Below are 16,747 nucleotides of genomic sequence, written 5' to 3' on the forward strand. Positions count from 1 at the left end.
GCCAAAGGTAGGGAGTCGTTTGCCAAAGGACGGACAACGGTCCCTTGTCCGATTTTATGCTCTAGGAGGCGATCATTATGTCGCAGGAAGCGATGGCTCAAGAAGCCTGGCACCCACTTGGTACTGCGGCGAATCTACTCCAGGTCAGTGAGCGAACTGTTCATCGTTGGATTCTTTCAGGGCGTCTGCAATCGAAGCGTGATGAGTCTGGTCGCCGTATTGTGAAAGTCGACATCAAAACGACGACAGCGGGACAGATCGAGGCTGCAGTCAATCGTGTTCGCGAAGAGACTGAGCAAAAAGCCAGGCATACAGAAGAGGCATTAGCCAGTGCCTGTGAGGTTAATATTACGGCTCAGGAAATGTTTGAGGAGTCAAAAATAAGAGTCAAGATGGCGCGGCGAGCAGTTTTTACAGCCTGGTCGGTTGCGCTGATGGCTGTTGCGATCGCTATTGGGATGGCGGTCCTTCTCGCGCTGAGTGGTAATCAACGAGCTCAGCAGGTGCTCACACTGGTAGATAACCGGGACGCAGCTCTTTCAGTTGCGCAAATCGCAGAGGCGAAGCTGGCAAAGGCCGACCTTGAGGTGTCATCAATAAGAGCCCAGTTGCGACAGTTGACATTGGAATTGCAGTCAGCTGAAAACCAGCGCGTAAGTCAACAGATCTGGGCAACACCTGCATCAACAATAGAAGTTGATCAGATTCCATAGCCGGCGTTTTAGGCCGTGTTGATTAGCAATCGTGCCAAGGCGTGGAAACAGATTGAACTTATTGTGAAGATAAAAGGGCGCGTATATTGCGCTCTTTTGCATCTCTCTTTATAAATAACAAATGCAAGGCGAATATTATCGTCCCTGGATTTGACATGCGCACTTGTTTGAAAAACGAGTGCTATCTCAATGATGGAATTGGTATACTCGCCCACTTACCGTATCCCCCAACGGTCCGTATAGAAAAACATTACAAAGTATGGACGAGGGGTTTTCTAGACTTTTTCGACGTTACCGGGGCGTCAACTGGAAGGTTCTATTACTGGTGGGTCGGTAGAATTGGGAGTCGATGGATGAACAAATTACTGGTTTTAGCTGGTGCAACCTCGATGATGCTTTCTGGCAGCCTGTTTGCTGGTCAGATCAGTGTGGATGCAATTGACGGCGGATTATCTCTGAATGCTGCGGATTTAAATTCGATCCTGTTTACAGATGCAAGCCCTACATTTGCTGTGACTGATATGTATAACGTTCAGGAGCACATCTTAAATCACAGCTCGGGTATTAGTTTAGATGGTCAGGTCACTATTTTTGCAGCTGAAACCACGATGGGACTTTCGATCATTTCATTGATTGATGAGCAAGAAGACCCATCTCGCGGCGTCGCAGTGACAGACACGGCGCTTGGTTTTTCATCGACGGCATACTCGACAGCAGCCCGTATGGTGCGTGATGTAGATGGCACTATTACACAAACTGAAATCGCCGGTCTTCAGACCGCGGCGGGTTTCTTTGAATGGGATTCAACAAACCAGGGAAGTGCGTTTGCTTGGACAGAGCTCGTTGCGGGTGACTACGGTACATTCAATTTTCATTCCGGTAACGAAGAGAGCGAGCCTCCATATCCGTATCCAACATTCCCTGGATTGGAAGCAGACGGTACTTTTCAATTCTTGACTTGGAATGAAGATTCAAATGAGTGGGAGCTCGTCAACACGTCTAGCTTCTCAGCTAACGACCAGTTTGCGTTCGCATTCAATGTGCTTCCGGTACCTTCAGCACTCGGTATAGGTGCTGCTGGCCTGCTGGGTCTTGTATCAATCAGGCGCCGTCGAAAGCACGCATAGCAAAATAAACAATGTAGAAATAGCAGCCGTCATCCAACTGGGTGACGGCTGTTTTTTTATACGCAGTCGCCAAGCAAAAATGATGCCTATCTGATTAATCTGGTCAAAGCAGGGTGCCAAAGTTGCGAGGCAGACAGCGAAGGCCGATACAACTTGCGGTAGAGTGTTACCAACTTTGGAGAATCTCTCAAAGTACATCGTTTCTCATTGGAGCTAATTGAACTGATGAAAGTCCGCATTCAGACTAATTCGATCCGCTTTCGTCTTGAAGGCCAAGAAGTCGAAGATCTAATCTCGTTAGGTCGGGTGTGTGAACAACTCACCTTACCTTGTGGGACCACATTTAACTTACTTCTCAATACCCAAGAGTCATTGCAGGAAACACGTATATCGGCGGGGGCAAATGCGATTGCGGTGGATCTCGATCGAGAGATCCTGACCAAGTGGAATAATAGTCAGTCACTGAGTTTGAAATTCGATTTGCAATCAGATGTTGAAGGCGATTCGCTCACTATCCTGGTAGAAAAAGATCTTCCTTGTCAGTCTCATTAATCTATGGCTGTATGGCGAAGAGCAGCATCTAAATTCAATGCATTCTCGATGATCCCCAAGTGCGAATATGCTTGAGGAAAGTTACCCAATGCGAGTTTAGAATGAGGATCATATTCTTCGCTCAATAAGCCGGTCGGACCTGCGAGGGCAGCCAGGTCTTTAAAAAGCTGCTGTGCTTCTTTGATTCGACCTACATAGACCAATGCATCGATGAGCCATGAGGTACAAAGATGGAATCCACCTTCTACGCCAGGTAGGCCATCATCGTAGTGATAACGGTATACGGTTGGCCCGGTGCGGAGATACCGCTCAACAAGATCGATCGTCCCTAGAAAGCGTGGATCGTCGGCATCTAACATGCCTGAGAGGCCAACAAGTAATGCTGATGCATCTGGATCACTTCCATCGTATGCAGCAGTAAAGGCATTCACTTGTGGTTTCCAGCCGTGCTCTAGAATATCGTCTTTGATCGCATCTCTTAGCTCATACCAGCCTTCGGGTTCTCTGCGTGCAAGCTCTCTGGCGATCTTAATGCCACGATCAACAGTAAGCCAGCACATCACTTTTGAGTGTACATGGTGTCGCCGAGGCGTACGTAACTCCCAGATTCCATTGTCTGGATCACGCCATCGACGTTCTACGGCGCGGACCATTGCTTCGGTCAGTCGCCAGTGCTCAGATGAGAGTGGCGCATGTCGAATCACAAGCTCGTAGATCAGTTCTACAATTGGGCCAAACACATCAATCTGGATCTGAGAGGATGCAGCATTCCCAACACGTACTGGTCGGCTGCCCGCGTAACCTCTTAGTTCTGCAATTTCACCTTCAGACTGAAGCTCCGTTCCGCGAATCGTATAAAGAGGCGACAATCGCTCCGGATGTTCAACAAGGTCTAAGATGTTCAGCATCCATTCAAGAAAACGGATTGCCTCGCCCTCTCGACCTAAACGGGTGAGGGACTGGGCCGACAGGGCGGCGTCCCGTAGCCAGCAGAATCTGTAGTCCCAGTTACGAATGCCGCCTATGGACTCAGGTAGACTGGTCGTTGCAGCTGCAGCAATGCCACCAGATGGACCGTAGCAAAGGGCACGGAGCGTTAGTGCGCTCCGTAATACCAGCTCGGGAGCAAGATCAGGTAGTTTGAGCTGTGGGATCCAACTCCGCCAGTGAAGATCTGTATCACGTAGTCGTTCCATGACAGTGAGATCGCCATCGGTGATTCGGCTGGTGCCAAAACGCAACTCGATGGCAAGGGGTGTTTCAGAAAGTTCGATCTCTGCTCTGGCAGTATGACTTCCACCCTCTTCAAAAAGTGACCATTGTACGCCTGGAGCAATCAGAACAATTGGATCAAGTGTATCGATAACCTCAAGATGATCTTCATGAACGCGCATTCTCGTGATATCGCGCCCAAAGTCTCGACGTGGCGCGAAGTCAATGACCGCGGTTCCTTTTCCTTTGAGTAAGCGCACAAGATCACTTCGACCCGCTCGCCTTCGCCATCTGTTTTCTGAACAGTCCATAAAGTCTGTGACAACCATGTTGCCCCAGCTTGTTTCAACCACCATCGAGTCTTGCCAATACTTCTGTATAGGTTTTTTGCTCTGGTTCTTGGGTAACACACTGAAGTAACCTGCAGTGGTGCCACCGACGAGTTGAGAAAAAAGTGATGGTGAATCTAGTCTAGGCAGGCATCCCCAAACAACTCGAGCATGAGGCGTGAGAAGAAGGCACGTCCGTTGATCAGATAAAAGAGTATGTTGTTCAATCGGCACAGCGTTGGCATCATGAATCCATTCATCACGAGATTCTGTCAGCTGCGCAAGCGTAATAGCTACTTCATCAGGATCAGAAACGCGGAATTCAGCAAGCGTGTCACCGTCGCCCACCTTGATGCCAATGTCTGGCCCGTAAAGGGTTTTGAACGCATCTTCATCCGTCGTGTCATCGCCTATAAAAAGTACTGCAGAGGCGCCTACTCGCCGACGCATCGTCTCGAGGGCAGCGCCCTTATCAGTAGCGATGACCGTAAGTTCGAGTACCATTTTTCCAGACTTTAGAAAGACACCTGGCAGTTTGGCTGGACCTTTTTCAATTGCTGCGAGTGCCGCCGATGCTGTTTCTGGTTTTACATTTCGATAATGGAACGCGACGCTTGCGGGTTTGACTTCAACTTTAAAAAGTGGATCGCCGGTCGCAATCTTTTTGATCTCAAATTCAAGGCGACGGCGGAGAGAAGTCTGTTGGTCTGTGAGCCGATGGTTAAAATCCGCGTCAAACTCACTTCCATGACTCCCAACTAAATGAATGGCTGGATGAAAATCAGTCAGCGTTGAAAGATCTTGGAGAGACCTTCCTGAGATGATCGCCACATGTGTTTGAGGCATCTGTGCCAGTAGTCGAATTGCAACAGCGCAATCTCGATTTGGTTTCGCATCACCTGGATTATCTACAATTGGTGAAATCGTGCCATCGTAGTCACAGGCCACCAAAATGTTTGGTGATTTGGCTAGGTTGAGCATGCTATCGTCAAGTGAAGTCATCGGTTGACAGCACCTAAGAACGATTTCGCCCAATCATGAACAGTATGCCGACGAATGATATCGCGCATGGATCGCATTCGACGCGTTGTCGCAGTTGGTGACATTGAGAGCGCTTCTTCTATGCTGACCATTAAGCCATCAATATCATGTGGATTAACTTGGATGGCTCCACGTAGCTCTTGGGCAGCGCCTGTGAACTCGCTGAGAACGAGCGTGCCTCTATTATCGACTCGAGATGCAACGAATTCTTTCGCAATCAAGTTCATACCATCTCGTAGTGGTGTGACAAGCATGACATCTGCGCAGCGGTACATGGCGATGAGCTCATCAATTTCTAGATTTCGATAGAGGTAGTCGATAGCCGGCATACCCAGCTGCCCATACTGACCATTTACCTTTCCAACTAATTCATCAATTCTTCTTCGCATCTCAATATACTCGTCAACGTCCTCGCGACTGGGGACAGCAACCTGTACAAGAACACATTCGTGGGGAGCCCATCTTTTGCTGCCAAGTAGTTCTTCGAAGGCACGTATTCGAATATCGATACCCTTGGTGTAATCTAAGCGGTCTACGCCGAGAATGATCTTTCGGTCATGCCCAATTCGTTTTCGAATATTCTGCATGCGTTGTATCACTGACTCAGTCTGGGCGAGATTGTCATACCGGTTATAGTCAATGGAGATAGGAAAGGCGGCGGCGAGAATGGTTCGATCACCTAGTCGCAAGGTCTGTCCGGTACCGCGGGCATCGGTGTAACGACGTGCAACTGCCTGAAAATTCTGAGCGCCAGGGCGCGTTTGGAAGCCAACTACATCCGCGCCGAGAAGCCCCTCAAGAATGGCTCGTCGCCATGGCAATTGCGCAAACAACTCTGATGGTGGAAATGGAATGTGGAGAAAGAAACCAATTCGAACATCAGGTCGGAGCTCTCGAAGCATCTTGGGTACGAGCTGAAGTTGATAATCCTGAATCCAAACGGTTGAATTTTTTGGGGCAACATCTGCAGCATATTCTGCAAAGCGATGGTTTACTTCTTGATATGGATTCCACCATCGTCGACGATAAATTGGTTTTCGAATGGCATCGTGATACAACGGCCAAAGAGTGCCATTGCTGAAGCCATGGTAGAAATCTCTCACATCAGATTTAGAGAGGCTCACGGGTACATTCTGGATGCCGTCGTGGAGAAAGGGCTTCGGACTACGGCCACTGCGACCGGTCCAACCAACCCATTGGCCGCTCGATTCTCGCAAGAGGGGTGAGAGTGCAGAGACAAGTCCACCTGGACTGATTTCCCACTTCATTCCATTCCCACGAGAAATGCGATGGACTGGTAGCCGATTGGCGACGATGACGAGATCTTGTGAGCTCAGAACGATCTGAAAATCTCCAGCCTTCTTGAATGAGGGACTTGTGAATGAGTCTGACGCGGCCCCATACTATCGTCCAGACCTATGCTCGGAGTCCTACTTCGAATGAGACTTATCTAGCTGTTGTAGAAATGACCGGCAGAAATTGTTGTATTGCTCTTCTATGCCCCTTAGTTTCTCAGCATCTTCGCCTGCTTGCTGGAGTTGCTGCTGAAGATCAGTAAGTTCTTGCATACTTGGGTGATGGGCAAGATTCGACCCGTCTTTATTCGCTTCCCACTGAGCTACAAGTTGCTCCAAGCGATCTAATGCTTTAGCGGTTGCGACACGTGCTTGAATATCACTGTATCCACGGTTAGCGAAAGGATTTGTGGGCATCAAATCCTTTGCTTCTGAATCAGTCAATCCAGAATAAACCATGAGGAAACGCTCCACACGATTCCATAGCTCGATACAGCTCTTTTTCAATTGACGCGATAGCCTGGAATCACGGACTGATTTTTTTAGAAGCTCTTGGCAAGCGTTTGTTTGCTGCTCTATCTCCAATAAATCAGCAAGTCTCTGTTTGTCATCACCAATGAGCTTTGAGATGGTCTTGTTGGCTTGCTTGAGTTGAATGGACCACGCTTGGTTTAACAAATTTGTGGCCGTTTCAACCTGTTTACGAGAGGCATCTACTTCTGAGCGAATCTTATTGATATCACCCGACCGGCTTCGTAGTTGCCTTTGTATTTCGATAATCTTTGCTTGTGCAGCATAGACTTCAGTGAGTTGCTGATCGATCGATAACTGTAGCTGTTGGCAAGCTTCTGAAGTGGCACTTATGTCTTGTTCAACTCGCTGTATTGCTTGTAATTGTGCCGCCTGTTGTGGTGTTGGGGGTGGGGGAGGCAGTAAGATGACTGTTTCACTCATGGCGCCATCTCGAAAGATCATCACACGTCCATCGTGAATAATCTCGTAGGCTTTTCCGTAAGGTACAGCGGCCTGTTTTTTACCCGAGGCCGAATCTAATAGTTCAGTGGCTCTCTTGAGATGACTTGTGGATTCTTTTAAGTCTCGATTGAGAGTGGCATAGGGCGCTGAAGCAGACTTGATGAGTTCCTGCTGTTGCGTAAGTTGGTTGAGCAGGTCATTGGCCTCTTTTCGGTCGAGTAAGTTCCCAGGCACACCACCAGATTCTGATGGTTGTGGATTCGTAACGGTTGAGATTGCTTTTTCTACGGCCCTCGAAAGAGCCTCGCCACGAGCAGAGTCACTTACAACTTTTCCATTTGCATCTATGAGATACATCTTAGGTATGCCGCGGACGCCGTATTTCTTGGCCAGTCTTGTATTCCAGCCACCACCTTCCATGATCTGCGGCCAATTCATTTTGTTTTGTCTCAAAAATGATTTGAATTTATTGCGATCACTATCTAGAGAGATGCTAATGACCTCCAGGCCACGGTCTTTGTACTTTTGATAGATCCTTTGGACGTTGGGTAATTCACGGATGCACGGTCCACACCACGTTGCCCAGAAGTCAATCAAGACAACCTTGCCTCGGAAATCGATCAAGTTGACGGGGTTACCAGTGATGGCATCTTTGGCATCAAAGGGAGGAAAGACCCGGCCAACATCAACTGATTGGGCGAGGCTTTGATGAGGCCAGCCAAGATGAAGGAGGAGCAGAAGTAGGCACATCAAGTGGTGAATTGGTGTTTTCATGGCCATATTCTAACCGGCCATCCTCATTTCCTTACCCATCAGGCCCAGGTATGCAGGAAAAGGGCCCGAGCCTCGGATTTATTCTTTCACTATTGATCCTCTGGGTTTAGGATTGGAGGTTGGAAAGGGGCCCTATGGTCCCAAATCCAGCTCAGGGCGGTAGGTTTCCAGTGGACCTTAAATGGCTTGCTACTGGACAGGAGGAGTTTGAGATGTTGCATCGAAAGCAGTTAAGTGTCATGACTTGGGCAATCGGCTTGTCGAGTTCTTTGATTATTGTGGCAGGGTCGGCTGTTGCCGGTCCAGGCGTCAATGAGGACGATGGTGGTGATGCTGGTGGGTCCCTTGGTACCGCATTGGACTTAACTGGATCGGGGCAGTTGTTACAAATCACTGGCAGCCTTGGATCAGCAGATCGCCAAGATATCTTTAAGCTCAAACTCGAAAGTGGTGCTAATTGGGGCTTTGGCCTAACACTTAATGGTTCTCCCTTGGCGTCTAGTACTTTTCAAAGTGCTTTATGGCTTTTTAATTCCGATGGTGAGGGCGTACTCGCAAATACCATCAGCCCCAATCCAGAGTATCTATCGCTTCTAGCGCCTTCATTAGTGGAGGGTGGTTCTACGAGTTTGGCTGCGGGAGATTACTACCTTGCGATTACAGAGCAAGGTGACGAGCCCTTTTCAACCGAATCATTGTCAATGTTTGATTTCGGAGGGTTTCCCGAAGATGCAGTGGTGGGACCAGTTGATCCAAGCCTTCGATTTGAAGATTCCTGGGCAGGTACAACAGGTACTGGCGGTAGCTACTCGATCAATATTCAGCCGTATCCAATCCCGGCGCCAGCAACACTGGCATTACTTGGGCTAGCCGGATTAATTGGTGGGCGTCGACGGCGCTGAGCCAGCCTCGTTTATTTGGGCATGGATCTTTTCCATTAGAGAAATGGCTTCCTGTCTTACATTGGCTTTCGTTCCTTGTGAATGATAGATATCGATCGCTTTTTGGCAGTGCTCCCGTGCTTTCGTAAGTTGATTCGTTTTCAAAAACAGCTCAGCTAATCTTCTATAAGTCATTGCTGCAGTCAGCGACTCTGGGCCGCGCTGAGCAATCTTTAGATCTAGTGATTGTTTAAAAAGTGACTCGGCTTCTTGTGCCTGGTCGAGCACCATTAAAGTGTATGCAAGATTGTGTGAAACACTTGACTCAATCCACAACTGTCTTTCTGGAAGACCTTGGAGTATCTCAAGAGATTCTCGAAAGTGTGGCTCTGCTTCAGCATACTTCTTTTGAAGCATGAGTTGCCAGCCAATATTATTTGTAGTGGCAGCGACCTGCTCACTTTGTGCTCCGTATAAGTCGATCTTCATCTTGCGAGATCGTTCCGCGAGGGCTCTTGCTTCGTCAAAATCACCGAGCATCTGGTAAGTGCTACCGAGATAGTCAATGGTATCAGCAAGGTCCCCAGGTTCTACATTTGGATCTGAGTCTCTAATGCGAAGTGCTTGATTATACAAATCCAAAGCCACTTCATAGTCTTTGAGATACCATAGTGCGCTCGCGAGATTGTGCTGGCTTAGCGCAGTGAGAGGGTGATCAGCCCCACATACTTCAAGTGACAGATCAAGTGCGAGCTGAAATTGCTTCTTCGCTTCCTCGTACGCCTCCCAATCTTTTAGATTTAGGCCGATTTCATTTCGATTGGTGATGACAAGAAGGGGTTCAGTGCCAGTTGCTTTATCGAGTTGTGATGCAGCTTGTAAAAGGCGAGTAACCGCATCTTCTTGTTGAGTCGATTGCAAGCTCAGCTCTGCCGAACGTCGTGTTGATTCGATCATTGTCATGAAGTTCTGTTGCGCTTCTGCTGCGCGATCATGTTGCAAGTTAATTTCGCTGATTAGTAAGATTGCCACGGCCATTCCGACAATTAATAAAGCGATAACTAAAGCAGAGCCGAATGCGAGCAGGCGGTTGCGACGAACAAACATTGTTGTGTAATAAACGAGTGTCGGAGGTCTTGCAGTGATGGGCTCACGTTTTAGAAAGCGTCTTAAGTCATCGCCGAGGGCCGCCGCTGATTGGTATCGTCGATTGGGATCTAGATCCATTGTCTTCATCACAATGGTATTGATGTCTTCAGGCAATCCAGGAACCAATTGCTCAGGTGGCGCAGGTTTTGAATGTTCTATGATACGAAGTGATTCACCGAGTCCTTTGCCATCAAGATCTCGTGGGGGTTTTCTTGTAATGAGTTGGTATAAGATAGCGCCCAGCGCATAGATATCAGTGCGGGCGTCAACAAGATCTGCGTTCCCAATACATTGTTCAGGGCTCATGTACTGAAGCGTGCCAAGAACTTGTCCTGAATGCGTTTGTGCAATCGTGCTTGAGGCATCAAGATCGACCATGCGAGCGATACCGAAGTCTAAAATTTTCGGTTGTATTTCTTGGTCGATAAGAATGTTGCTTGGCTTGAGATCGCGGTGTATCACACCTCTCAGATGTGCATGTTGGACGGCGTCACATATCTTTATGAGCACTTCAATCTGATCTTCTAGTCCGCAGTCCATTGTTTGAGACCAGTCAAGTAAAGGTTGCCCTTCGACTAACTCCATGGCAAAAAACGGCTGTGATCCGGCCGAAGTGTCTGCTGTTCCAGATTCATAAATCTGAGCAATACCAATGTGCTGCAGACGGCCGAGCATTTCGGCTTCTAACTCAAATCGTTTCGTGAGGCGTTGTCGCATGAGTCCGGGGCGAACAACTTTAAGAGCAACCGTTCGGTTTGGACTCGCCTGTTGGGCTCGAAAAACGACGCCCATTCCGCCCTCGCCAAGGATTTCAATGACTTGATAGGCGCCAAGTTTGAGCCCAACGAGCGTATTGACATCCCACGTCGACAAAATCTCCTTGGCACGCTCGACTCCAAGTTGTGGATTAAGAAAATTCTCGTCTTCAGCGGTCTCATAAGCCTTTATGAGAGCATGAACGTCGCGAAGTATCTTGGCATTGTCACCGCATGAAGCGACCAGAAAAGCTTCCCGCTTTTCTTCAGGCATATCTATTGCTTCACCAAAGATCTCTGCGGGAGTGGGATAACTCTCATTACTCACAGTTGATTAGTCCCGTCATCATGACTGTTCTCTTGTTAATTCCTGAAACAGCCAGGTGCGTCCGTAAGCCCATCTTCGCTTGATCGTTCGTTCAGAGGTATCTAATGTATCTGCAGCAGCTTCGACTGACAGGCCGGCAAAGAAACGGAGCATGACAACTTCGTGGGCTTCGTGGTCGTGCTTGGCAAGTTGGTCTAGAACACGATCGAGTGTTTCGATATCAGCGTCACTTCCTTCCGGTATCAATACAGGATCAATAACCAAATGTCCGGGACGATCCGCTGGTTGGCGACGTGCATGTTCAATAAGAATTCGCCGCATCGCCTGGGCTGCCGCAGCAAAAAAATATGACCGTCCTCGTTGGTGAATCTGTTCAGAACCGAGAAGTCGGGCATATGCTTCATGCACCAGTGCGGTTGCCTGGAGCGTATGATTGCCGCGTTCTCTGGCCATATAGCCACGTGCCATGCCATGAAGCTCTTCATAGACCACAGCCCAGAGCTCTGCCTTAGCAACCTCATCACCATCCTTAACCGAGTCTAGAAGTTGCGTCACAGGTCCGTGCTGAGGGTTTGTCATAGTGAAAGAACCGATCGGCAGCTCTCTGGAAGCTGCATTTTTTTAAAAATCTAACTCTGTTGGCCTGGGCTCTCTAAAAGTATCGCAGGCACTGTTGTAGTGGGCAAGATGAGGTGCCCCTATTGCAGCTGAAACAGCTTCAAACCTACCTATAAGCGTGTTGCTGATGGGGGAGCTGTTCCTGGTGAGTGAGAGCAGCTGTATGGGTCTGAAAAATAGGAGATACGAAATGAGGTTCAATCTGGTATTGGTCTATTGTGCAATTGCGCTGGGGTCTTTGTTATATCTGGTTTCTGCATCAGAAGTTTCTGCTGAAGAAGTGATCCAGGTTCCATATAGCTGGTCAGTTGAGAGGACTGGTGATCCCTTCGCAAGCGTCTTTGTTGAAAACACTGGTGGTATTGGTAATTCCATTTCCGATACGGATGCTTTAGCGGGTAGTTTTAAAATAACTTTAAATCATACGCCTCCAGAGTCGTTCATTGAGCGCCTCGATGATCTACCAACGGAAGTAACGTTGAAGATTAGTAGCTTATGGACAGGGACCCTATCTAATAGCACACTCGCATTAGATCCATTTGGGTTGACCATAGATACGCATATTCGTGCGTCAGCGAACATGACAGTGGCTGGTGGATTTCCTGCCTTTAACGATGTGGAAATTGGTGGTGCTTCAACCGCCGACATTAATCAACTTCGCACGCTTGCGTTGACGGTTGGTGAGGGCTCAGTTGCATTCGCTGGTAGCCTTGATCTTGATACGCTGTTCGGTTTTGGATCAGGGTTTCTGGGGGACTTCGCTATCGGAGCGACCAGCCTTGAGGTGAGTGGTTCGCTGCTGAACTCAACTGGAACAATCGGTTACGTCATTCCAGCACCAGGCTCTCTGGCACTTCTTGGCGTGGCAGGGCTCATCGGGCGTCGGCGCCGTCTCATTCACTGACAGTAAAGACCCGCCAGTTCTCAATGGCTGGTTCAGAGCATTTGAGGGCAGTCCCTTGGTATTGGTCGTCGCCCGCCCGCGATTTCAACCATTTCCAGTTGTTCTGGGAAAACCAATATACGGCCCTTAAGACGCACCCGGCATCAATAAGCCGGGTGCGTTTCTCTGCGCAGAATCGCTGCATGGATTATCATGCACAGATCATAGATACAGAGCAGGGCTAGTGTGCAACAAGGAGTCTTTGATGGCTTATGAGAACAGTCTGAGTATTCAAAACGATCCCGCAAATGACATGATGGGCTGTGGCTGCGTTGCAGTAGCATTCCTAGTCATCATCTTTGGATGTGGCGGTGGGTGGTGGTATTGGTTAGGACCTTCAGCATCTGACCTTTGTGATCCAGCATCGATCAACTGCGACGGATCATCAGGCGCCGTTCAAGAACTTGTCCAAGAGAATCTTCTTACGAAGGCTCGTGCAGCTGATGATGGTTCTGGTGATCTTCATCTTGATGTTTGGGTCACAGCTTCATTCTGGGACCTGCCAGTACAAAACCGGACAGAAGCACTGGAGCGTGTTCGCGATGAGCTGCTCTGTGGTCAGCAGGGAGGAACATGGAGTGGTTGGGCCCTGGTTCTCTTTGATGCAGACTCGGGCCAACAGTTAGATCGGATCGAATGTGCGGAGTATGGTAATTGGATGCCAGTTGATTCGCTTATACCCTCTAATTGATAGAAGTATCGATTACTCAGTCGCAGATCTCATTGGTAAATGTATCGAGGTAATCACCCACAATATTGATGCCCACATTATTGCAAATGTAGGTATCACTAATGACTGCGAAACCGCTGCGAAGATGGAATCCTCCGACGAAAGAGTTCCCGTCTTCAAGCCCAGCGGCTCCCCAAGAAACGACGCAGTCCCGCACGATTCCATGGGCGTCGTCACCAAATAGATTTCCGCCCTTGGCGCCTGCGGTGTTGTATTTCAGGCGTACGTCGTCCAACGTGAATTCACTATCTTCGAGCCGAATACCACCACCATGCTTCGATGCGGAGTTTTCTGTGATCGTCACATCTTTGATGCTGCCTACGGTGCTGTTGGCACTTATTCCGCCTCCGAATAGGCCGCTGTTCATATGAAATTCGCAATCGGAAATGGTAAAGGCAGCATCGAATACGCTGAGACCACCACCAGCAGCGGCAGACGCATTTCGTAGCAGACGACTATCTTTTAACGAAAAAGCACCGCGCTTAACTGACATGGCGCCGCCGTCACCTTGAGCAACATTTTTTTCGAATGAGCTTCTTTTAACAGCTGGAGCACTATTCTGTATAAAGAGTGCGCCGCCGTCATGGTCAGCAATATTTTTCTTGAATTTACATTTGTTGATCTCTGATGCAACGAGATTTTTAAGATAGACAGCACCGCCATCATAGGCTGCTTGATTGTTTTTGAAATTACAGTCGTCGAGATCATAGACTGCCGTATCAAGCGAAAGGGCACCCGCATTATTGGCAGTGTTTTTTATAAATTTAGAATCTAATATTTTCCCAGATCCTGCATGAATCCAACAGCTTCCACCATCTTGAACAGCGGTGTTCTTCTTGAACAGGGTAGATTGAATAACAAAGCTGCTCAGGTGGCTTTCCAAAGCGCCGCCATCATGAGTAGATGTATTCTTTTGGAATTCACATCTTTTGACTAAGACATCACTGGTCATGGCATACATTCCACCACCATGATCGGCTTGGTTATTTTTCAACAGGCAGTCTTTTAAGACGAGTCCATCTGCTGCAATGGCACAAATGCCACCACCTAAATCGGCGCTATTATTGTGTACATAGCAATCTGAAAGAGTGGGACTGCTATTAAGTATCAGGATGCCGCCACCAAGTGACTCTAAGGAAAGTGGATCGAATCCTCGACCATTTTCGACAGTAAATCCCTTTAGTTCAGAGTCTGTCCCCTCGCCAGAAAGAAAGAGAACGGCGCTGCTACTGCCACCAGCATTGATAATCGTTTTGCTGCGCCCCTCAATAGATGAAATCTTGATGGCCTTACCCTTGAAATCGATCGATTCAAAATAAGTACCCGCATGAACCTGGATGAGATCGCCATGACTTGAGGTATTAATGGCGGCTTGGATATTCGAAAAATCACCGGTTCCATCAACTGCTACTGAATAGGTATCAGCGAGCAGATGGAAGTTGATCGCTACAATCGGAATAAAAGAGGTGCGCCAAATTGATCTGCATTTCTCTCGTTGAGTCAACATCGTTGAATGCATGAAGAATCTCCCCGCCTCCAGCAACATGTCGGCAGGGTAATGCTCACACCTAAGTCAACTTTGTCACTTCGCTTCTGTTGCGGCAAGTAAGTAGTTGATCTGGCGCAATGATCAGTTAGATATCGGCCTTAGGTGGATGGACTTGGGCCGTCTTGCTCGATGCATTGGATTAGAGGATCTGTAGGGGGCAAACAATCAGTTGCAAATATCATTGTTATTGCCGTTGATATAACTACCCTTGATGTTGTCAGGACTGTTATTACAAATAGTTGATCCTGAAATTAGGACATAGGCGTTCTTGACTCGAATAGCACCGCCGTTTTTTGCGGTATTGTCCTTGATACTACCTTCAGTGATGGTGCCATTTGATGACTGCATATAAATCCCGCCGCCGTCATCGGTGCTGTCATTTTTGACAACTTTTAATGACAGAAGGGCAAAGCCTGAATTCGCCAAGAAGAGGCCACCACCCTGGTCAGTCGCATTATTTTTTTGAACTGATCCGAATCTAATATCAATGGTCGAATTGCTTGATCCAATTCCGCCACCGAGGAGAGCCTCATTCTGTTTGAACTGGGTGTCCACGATTAAACAGGATGCGTTGTTGAGGTCTAGGCCTCCGCCACTGAGAAGGGCTACGTTCTTTTCAATCTTAGACTTGTTTGAATACACTGATCCATTATTAACAGCAATACCACCGCCATAGTTGTTTGCTTCATTGCTTTTCAATTTGCATTTCTCAAGATCCGCGTCTGCATCGCCGCGAATATAGATGCCTCCGCCATCATCCTGAGCATCATTTTTAATGAAATCACATTTTGAAATAGTTGTCTTACTAGATTGAGTTATCTGAGCACCAGCGCCACTTTTTCTCGCGGCGTTCTTTTTGAAATCAGAGTCATTGAGATCGACCGTGCTGTTTTCTAAAGAGATGCCTCCACCATATTGGCCCTCATTTTTTGTAAATGTACAATCATCGAAGTAGCCAGTGGATTGGAGGGCCATGGCGCCACCACCCGATTTGTCTGCCGCATTTTGTTCAAAGGTACACTTTGTGAAGTAGAGATTTGCCCGAAAGGCTTTCAGGCCTCCGCCTTCTGCGCCTGAAATATTGGAACTGATTTCGGTCTTTGTCATTTCCACTTGGCCTGATTCAATATAGATGCCGCCGCCGCCACCATCACTGGTGGCATAGTTCTTCTCAATCGTGCACTTCTCTATATAGGGTTCCGCTGCGTCATACACACAGATACCGCCGCCATAATCGGCCTCATTATCTTTGACTACACAATCCAAAATTTCTGGGCTGCTTCCAATGATGAGAATACCTCCGCCGAGGTGATCACTATTTAGCAATGAATCTCCGCTACCATTTTGAATCGTAAAACCTTCAAGCTGTGCGTTTCTATTTTCACCCGAGTCAAATGTGACGACACTGCCGGTATTTTGGCCGTCGATAATTGTGTTGCTACTTCCATCCTTCGAAAAGACCTTAATAGACTTGCCTAAGAAGTTAATGTTCTCGTTATAGCTTCCAGGATAGACCTTGATCTTATCGCCGTTAAATGCAGCATTAATTCCACTCTGAATACGAGTGTAGTCAAAGCCGCCACCCTGGCCGACCGTAATCGTGTCTGCAAGAACGCTAGAGCTCAGAGCGAGTGTGAGGGCTAAAGTGGTCAGGGATCTTTGGTGAAGCATGTTCATTCATCCGGCTGAAAGTGTGTTTCAGAAATAGATTCAGATCCTGTATTAGACCAGCTTGTCGGTCTAAAATCCATAAAACACAAGAAAACACAGCATGCA

Annotated in this window: 13 protein-coding genes; 6 read left to right on the forward strand and 7 right to left on the reverse strand. The window is 48.0% G+C overall.

Annotated elements, in window-relative coordinates; all coding sequences use genetic code 11:
* The first annotated feature begins 77 nt into the window (after positions 1 to 77).
* The 3 genes from P8J86_07775 to P8J86_07785 all read left to right on the forward strand — a co-directional run bounded on the left by P8J86_07775 (position 78) and on the right by P8J86_07785 (position 2,392).
* On the forward strand, positions 78 to 713 hold the full coding sequence (locus P8J86_07775) for a hypothetical protein (protein MDG2054590.1): 636 nt from the start codon (positions 78 to 80) through the stop codon (positions 711 to 713).
* A 353-nt stretch (positions 714 to 1,066) separates the two neighbouring features.
* Entirely contained in the window at positions 1,067 to 1,840 is a 774-nt protein-coding gene (locus P8J86_07780) for a hypothetical protein (protein MDG2054591.1), read from the forward strand.
* A 225-nt stretch (positions 1,841 to 2,065) separates the two neighbouring features.
* Complete coding sequence (locus P8J86_07785) at positions 2,066 to 2,392, forward strand: hypothetical protein (GenBank protein ID MDG2054592.1); 327 nt, start codon at positions 2,066 to 2,068, stop codon at positions 2,390 to 2,392.
* On the opposite strand, the gene otsB is transcribed toward P8J86_07785, so the two are convergent.
* From otsB to P8J86_07800, 3 genes are all read right to left on the reverse strand, one after another.
* Positions 2,389 to 4,935, reverse strand: a complete 2,547-nt coding sequence (otsB, locus tag P8J86_07790; protein ID MDG2054593.1) for a trehalose-phosphatase — start codon at positions 4,933 to 4,935, stop codon at positions 2,389 to 2,391. The genes P8J86_07785 and otsB overlap by 4 nt on opposite strands.
* Positions 4,932 to 6,290, reverse strand: a complete 1,359-nt coding sequence (locus tag P8J86_07795) for a trehalose-6-phosphate synthase (protein MDG2054594.1) — start codon at positions 6,288 to 6,290, stop codon at positions 4,932 to 4,934. The genes otsB and P8J86_07795 overlap by 4 nt, the downstream gene beginning before the upstream one ends.
* Positions 6,291 to 6,404: 114 nt before the next feature.
* A complete protein-coding gene (locus P8J86_07800) occupies positions 6,405 to 8,018 on the reverse strand; it encodes a TlpA disulfide reductase family protein (protein ID MDG2054595.1) in 1,614 nt (537 codons plus the stop codon).
* Positions 8,019 to 8,230: 212 nt separating this feature from the next.
* On the opposite strand from P8J86_07800, the gene P8J86_07805 reads away from it, so the two are divergent.
* Positions 8,231 to 8,920, forward strand: coding sequence for a DVUA0089 family protein (locus P8J86_07805; protein MDG2054596.1), 690 nt, complete (start codon positions 8,231 to 8,233; stop codon positions 8,918 to 8,920).
* On the opposite strand, the gene P8J86_07810 is transcribed toward P8J86_07805, so the two are convergent.
* Positions 8,894 to 11,131 (reverse strand): serine/threonine-protein kinase, encoded by a 2,238-nt coding sequence (locus tag P8J86_07810; protein MDG2054597.1) that lies wholly within the window; start codon positions 11,129 to 11,131, stop codon positions 8,894 to 8,896. The two genes, P8J86_07805 and P8J86_07810, sit on opposite strands and share 27 nt — an antisense overlap.
* Positions 11,132 to 11,149: 18 nt before the next feature.
* Positions 11,150 to 11,686 (reverse strand): ECF-type sigma factor, encoded by a 537-nt coding sequence (locus P8J86_07815; protein ID MDG2054598.1) that lies wholly within the window; start codon positions 11,684 to 11,686, stop codon positions 11,150 to 11,152.
* A 253-nt stretch (positions 11,687 to 11,939) separates the two neighbouring features.
* On the opposite strand from P8J86_07815, the gene P8J86_07820 reads away from it, so the two are divergent.
* Both P8J86_07820 and P8J86_07825 read left to right on the forward strand, forming a co-directional pair.
* Entirely contained in the window at positions 11,940 to 12,653 is a 714-nt protein-coding gene (locus tag P8J86_07820; protein ID MDG2054599.1) for a hypothetical protein, read from the forward strand.
* A 244-nt stretch (positions 12,654 to 12,897) separates the two neighbouring features.
* On the forward strand, positions 12,898 to 13,383 hold the full coding sequence (locus P8J86_07825; GenBank protein ID MDG2054600.1) for a hypothetical protein: 486 nt from the start codon (positions 12,898 to 12,900) through the stop codon (positions 13,381 to 13,383).
* Positions 13,384 to 13,399: 16 nt separating this feature from the next.
* Here P8J86_07825 and P8J86_07830 read toward each other — a convergent pair whose 3' ends face one another.
* Both P8J86_07830 and P8J86_07835 read right to left on the reverse strand, forming a co-directional pair.
* Positions 13,400 to 14,941, reverse strand: a complete 1,542-nt coding sequence (locus P8J86_07830) for a hypothetical protein (GenBank protein ID MDG2054601.1) — start codon at positions 14,939 to 14,941, stop codon at positions 13,400 to 13,402.
* A gap of 195 nt (positions 14,942 to 15,136) precedes the next feature.
* The gene (locus P8J86_07835; protein MDG2054602.1) at positions 15,137 to 16,642 is read right to left on the reverse strand and encodes a hypothetical protein; all 1,506 of its coding nucleotides are present in this window, start codon (positions 16,640 to 16,642) and stop codon (positions 15,137 to 15,139) included.
* Positions 16,643 to 16,747: the final 105 nt, after the last annotated feature.

The sequence above is a fragment of the Phycisphaerales bacterium genome, from assembly GCA_029268515.1.
Classification (GTDB): domain Bacteria; phylum Planctomycetota; class Phycisphaerae; order Phycisphaerales; family SM1A02; genus JAQWNP01.

Bases quoted from the DNA above. Each gene is read 5' to 3' on its own strand.
- P8J86_07775 (MDG2054590.1), top strand. From the start codon at position 78: ATGTCGCAGGAAGCGATGGCTCAAGAAGCCTGGCACCCACTTGGTACT.
- P8J86_07830 (MDG2054601.1), bottom strand. From the start codon at position 14,941: ATGCATTCAACGATGTTGACTCAACGAGAGAAATGCAGATCAATTTGG.
- P8J86_07800 (MDG2054595.1), bottom strand. From the start codon at position 8,018: ATGAAAACACCAATTCACCACTTGATGTGCCTACTTCTGCTCCTCCTT.
- P8J86_07825 (MDG2054600.1), top strand. From the start codon at position 12,898: ATGGCTTATGAGAACAGTCTGAGTATTCAAAACGATCCCGCAAATGAC.
- otsB (MDG2054593.1), bottom strand. From the start codon at position 4,935: ATGACTTCACTTGACGATAGCATGCTCAACCTAGCCAAATCACCAAAC.
- P8J86_07820 (MDG2054599.1), top strand. From the start codon at position 11,940: ATGAGGTTCAATCTGGTATTGGTCTATTGTGCAATTGCGCTGGGGTCT.
- P8J86_07805 (MDG2054596.1), top strand. From the start codon at position 8,231: ATGTTGCATCGAAAGCAGTTAAGTGTCATGACTTGGGCAATCGGCTTG.
- P8J86_07785 (MDG2054592.1), top strand. From the start codon at position 2,066: ATGAAAGTCCGCATTCAGACTAATTCGATCCGCTTTCGTCTTGAAGGC.
- P8J86_07780 (MDG2054591.1), top strand. From the start codon at position 1,067: ATGAACAAATTACTGGTTTTAGCTGGTGCAACCTCGATGATGCTTTCT.
- P8J86_07835 (MDG2054602.1), bottom strand. From the start codon at position 16,642: ATGCTTCACCAAAGATCCCTGACCACTTTAGCCCTCACACTCGCTCTG.